Raw genomic sequence first — 4393 nt, 5'->3', positions numbered from 1 at the left:
CAGGTGACGCTCATCGCGGAGATGGCCACGCAATACTACACGGTGAGGCGGCTGGATGAGCTCATCGAAAACACGAAGAAGACGCTGGCGGTGGTGGATGAAAGCTACCGCCTCAATGAGAGCATTTTCAAAGCGGGCGGCCTGCTGGAGCTGGACCTGCGCCTGTCCGAGACGCAGGTGCTCACGGCCAGGTCCAATATCATTTCCTACCAGCGCCAGCGCGCGCAGGCGGAGAACGGCCTCGTGCTCATGCTCGGCCAGCCGCTGCCGAATGGGCTGCCGCAGGGCAGGGCGCTGGCGGATGCACCGGTGAAGGCGGTCTCCGCAGGGCTGCCTTCGGAGCTGCTGCTGGGGCGGCCGGACATCCTCGCGGCGGAGCACACGCTGCGTGCGGCGAATGCGGACATCGGTGCGGCGCGCGCGGCCTTCTTCCCGACCGTGAAGCTGACAGCCTCCGATGGCACCACCAGCGCGGAGCTGACGAGCCTCTTTGGCGCAAACACGGCGGTGTGGAGCTTTGCGCCGCAGATCAGCCTGCCCATTTTCGCCGGCGGCCGGAACAAGGCCAACCTCGATGCCACGAAGGTGCGCACGCGCATCGAGGTGGCCAACTACGAGAAGGCCATCCAGAGCGCCTTCCGGGAGGTGGCGGATGCGCTGGTGGCGCAGCGTGCGGCGCGGGAGCAGATCCGCACGCTGGAGGAGCTCACCGCCGCCCAGCAGCGGCGCTATGACCTGGCCTCCGCACGGGATCAGCGCGGCGTGGCGACTTATCTGAATGTGATGACGGCGCAGCAGGATCTCTTCACCGCGCAGCAAAACCTCATCGGCTCACGCTATGACGCGGTGGCCGCACGCATCAAACTTTATCAGGCCGTCGGAGGCGGCTGGAAATGAACACACGCATCTTCATCTTGTTGTCACTCGTTGCCCTTTCAGCCTGCAAACCACCGGGGGCGGGCATGCTGCGCTATGAGACCGCCACCGTCGCCAAAGGAGACCTGCGCGCCGTGGTGATGGCCAGCGGCACGCTCAGCGCGGTGGTGAGCGTGGACGTGGGCTGCCAGGTGTCCGGCCGTGTCATGAAGCTCAACGCGGACTTCAACTCCATCGTGAAGCGCGGGGACCTCATCGCGGAGCTGGACACCTCCATCTATGCCGCCAAGGTGAAGGCCGCCGAAGGAGAACTGGCCGGAGCCAGGGCCAGCGCCATGTGGAAGAAGCAGAACCTGGCCCGCAAGAAGGAGCTCTTTCCCCTGCGCGGAGTCATGGCGCTGGATGTGGAGCAGGCCGTGGCGGAGCTGGGGCAGGCGGATGCCACCGTGACCATCAAGGAGGCGGTGCTCGATCAAGCTCAAACGGACCTGAGCTACTGTCGCATCTCCGCGCCGGTGGACGGCATCGTGGTTTCACGAAAGGTGGACGCAGGCCAGACGGTCGTCGCAGCCATGAACACGCCGGTGCTCTTCACCATCGCGCAGGACATTAAAAAAATGCGCATCAGCGCCACGGTCTCCGAGGCGGACATCGGCCGCGTGAAGATGGGGCAGAAGGTGGACTTCACCGTGGACGCCTTTCCGGATGATGTTTTCAGCGGCGAGGTGGTGCAGGTGCGCATCTCCCCCACGACGAAGGAGAATGTGGTGACGTATGAGACGCTCATCGACGTGGAGAATCCAGAGCAGCGTCTTTTTCCCGGCATGACGGCGGACGTTTCCATCCTGACTGCGGAGAGAAGCGGCGTGCTGAAGGTGCCAAACACCGCGCTGCGCTTCACCCCGCCGGAAGGCAGCAAGGTCACGGGCTCCGCCGATGCCAAACTCCAGCGCAGGCAGCAGCTGGTGTACGTGCTGGAAGGCACGGAGAAAGATCCCGTGCTGCGCGCCGCGATCATCACCACGGGCATCACGGACAACAGCGAGACGGAGGTCTTGGAGGGCCTGGAGGCCGGTGCACGCGTGATCACCGCCAGCCGGGGCGGAGCCAAAGAGGAAGCGGGAGGCCCGCCGCCATCCATATAGCCATGAGCACGAAGGAGACAGTCATTGAGCTGGAAAACCTCCAGAAGATCTACCGCACCGGAGATGTGGAGGTGCGCGCCGTGAATGGGGTCAGCCTGCAAATCGGGCGCGGCGAGTTCGTGGCCATCATGGGCTCCAGCGGCTCCGGCAAATCCACACTCATGAACATGCTCGGCTGCCTGGACCAGCCCACCGCAGGCAGCTACCTGCTGGATGGTGTGGATGTGGCGAAGCTGGGCCGCGCGGAACTCTCGCGCCTGCGGAATCAGAAGCTCGGCTTTGTCTTCCAGAGTTTCAACCTGCTGGCCCGCACCACGGCGTGTGAGAATGTGGAGCTGCCGCTTTTTTACACCAGCCCGCATGTGCCGCTGCGGGAGCGCAGGCGGCGCGCGATCGAGGCGCTGGAAAAAGTGGGGCTGGGCGCACGCCTTTACAATCACCCGAACCAGCTCTCCGGCGGTCAGCAGCAGCGTGTGGCCATCGCCCGCGCTTTGGTGAACAGGCCGGAGCTCGTGCTGGCGGACGAGCCCACGGGCAATCTGGACACACGCACCAGCATCGAGGTCATGGGCCTGTTTCAGGAGCTGAACGACGCGGGCATCACCGTGGTGATGGTGACGCATGAGCTGGACATCGCCGCGTACTGCAAGCGCATCATCGTCATGCGTGACGGCAGGGTCATTCGTGATGAGCCGTGCACCGCGCGCCTCTTTGCCGGCGTCCAGCGTGCCGCGCTGGATGCGTCCGAACAACACGCCAGCCTCTCCACCACGCCATGATGCGCGCGCTCACATCTCCGCTGCTGCGTGCAGGCCTCACGGCCATGATCGCCTTCCGCGCGCTGCGGCGGAACAAGCTGCGCAGCATCCTCACCGCGCTGGGCATCATCATCGGCGTGGCCTCGGTGGTCTCCATCATGGCGCTGGGGCGCGGCACACAGCGGCGCATTCAGGACCAGGTGTCCTCGCTCGGCTCCAATCTGCTCATGGTGTTTTCCAAAAGCCGGCGCACAAACGCTGCCGCCGCAGGCAGCGGCGAGTCCAGCAATCTGACGCTGGAGGACGTGGAGGCCATCCGCCGGGAGGTGCGCAGCGTGCAGGCCGCGAGCCCGGAGGTGACACTCTCAGCGCAGGCCGTTGCCGCCGGGCGGAACTGGAGCACAACCATCGCCGGAGAGTCCGCCGGCTACCTGCGCATACGCGACTGGCCGCTGGCGCGCGGCAGCATGTTTACGGAAAGGGAGGTGCGCAGCTCCGCGCGCGTGGCGGTCATCGGCTCGCGCACGGCACGGGAGCTCTTTGGCCCGCTGGATCCCGTGGGGCAGACGGTGCGGATCAAGAACATGCCCTTCACCATCATCGGCCAGCTTGAAAGCAAGGGCGCAGGCATGGGCGGCGCCAATCAGGACGACCGCATCCTCATTCCCTACACCACGGCCATGCGGCGGCTCACGGGAGACAAGTATCCGCGGCTCGTCACGCTGCAGATCAGCAGCGACGGGCTCATGAACGCCGCTCAGGAGCAGGTGACCGCGCTGCTGCGCCAGCGCCACCACCTGGGCGAAGGCCGCAAGAACGACTTCGACATCGTCAATCAGAAGGAGATTGCTGACACGGTGAACAGCATCACCAGCACGCTCACGTATTTGCTCGGCGGCATCGCGGGGCTGTCGCTGCTCGTCGGTGGCATCGGCATCATGAACATCATGCTCGTCAGCGTGACCGAGCGCACGCGGGAGATCGGCACGCGCATCGCCGTGGGCGCGCAGCCGCGTGACATTTTGCTGCAGTTCCTCATCGAGTCCGTCACCCTGAGCCTGCTCGGCGGGGCCATCGGCGTGGCGCTCGGCTTCGCCGCCAGCGCTGCTGCCAGCATGATCCCGAACTTCCATCCCTCCGTCTCGCTCGGCAGCGTGGTGGTGGCCTTTGGCATCAGCTTCAGCGTGGGCGTGTTCTTTGGCTTCTACCCAGCCCGCAAGGCTGCGAACATGAACCCGATCGCCGCGCTGAGATTTGAATGATACGAGTCTGCGGAGACGCACTGCGGGCTTGGTGGCTGTTTAGACAGGATTAACAAGATGGCAGAATTGCAGGATTTTTTTCTGAAGACTGGCTCGGCGTTCGGTGTGTTTTCGGGTGGATTAAAAACATGAGGCGCAGGGTCATTTGGCTTTAATCCTGTAATCTTGGAATTCTGTTAATCCTGTCAAAGATGACACCGCATGACCACTGAGGATGATTTGTCGGAGCGTGAGAGATAGCGCTGAGCGAAGATGATTATCGATCGTGGCTTGGTGGCTGATTAGACAGGATTAACAAGATGGCAGAATTGCAGGATTTCTTTCTGAAGACTGGCTCTGCGGCCGATGTGTT

General features: G+C 63.8%; 4 protein-coding genes. All 4 read left to right on the top strand.

Annotated features, from left to right (window positions below):
• Positions 1-897: efflux transporter outer membrane subunit (locus WAW39_RS05545; protein WP_422316612.1), on the top strand; the 897-nt coding region annotated here is incomplete at its 5' end.
• Positions 894-2021, top strand: a complete 1128-nt coding sequence (locus WAW39_RS05540) for an efflux RND transporter periplasmic adaptor subunit (RefSeq protein WP_422316610.1) — start codon at positions 894-896, stop codon at positions 2019-2021. The genes WAW39_RS05545 and WAW39_RS05540, both read left to right, overlap by 4 nt.
• A 2-nt stretch (positions 2022-2023) precedes the next feature.
• A complete protein-coding gene (locus WAW39_RS05535) occupies positions 2024-2800 on the top strand; it encodes an ABC transporter ATP-binding protein (RefSeq protein WP_422316608.1) in 777 nt (258 codons plus the stop codon).
• Entirely contained in the window at positions 2797-4041 is a 1245-nt protein-coding gene (locus tag WAW39_RS05530; protein ID WP_422316606.1) for an ABC transporter permease, read from the top strand. The genes WAW39_RS05535 and WAW39_RS05530 overlap by 4 nt, the downstream gene beginning before the upstream one ends.
• The last annotated feature ends 352 nt before the right edge of the window (positions 4042-4393 follow it).

The organism is Prosthecobacter sp., assembly GCF_049294395.1.
Lineage (GTDB): Bacteria > Verrucomicrobiota > Verrucomicrobiia > Verrucomicrobiales > Verrucomicrobiaceae > Prosthecobacter.
Note: the sequence above shows the minus strand (reverse complement) of the source record. Positions and strands in the feature narration are given on the sequence as shown.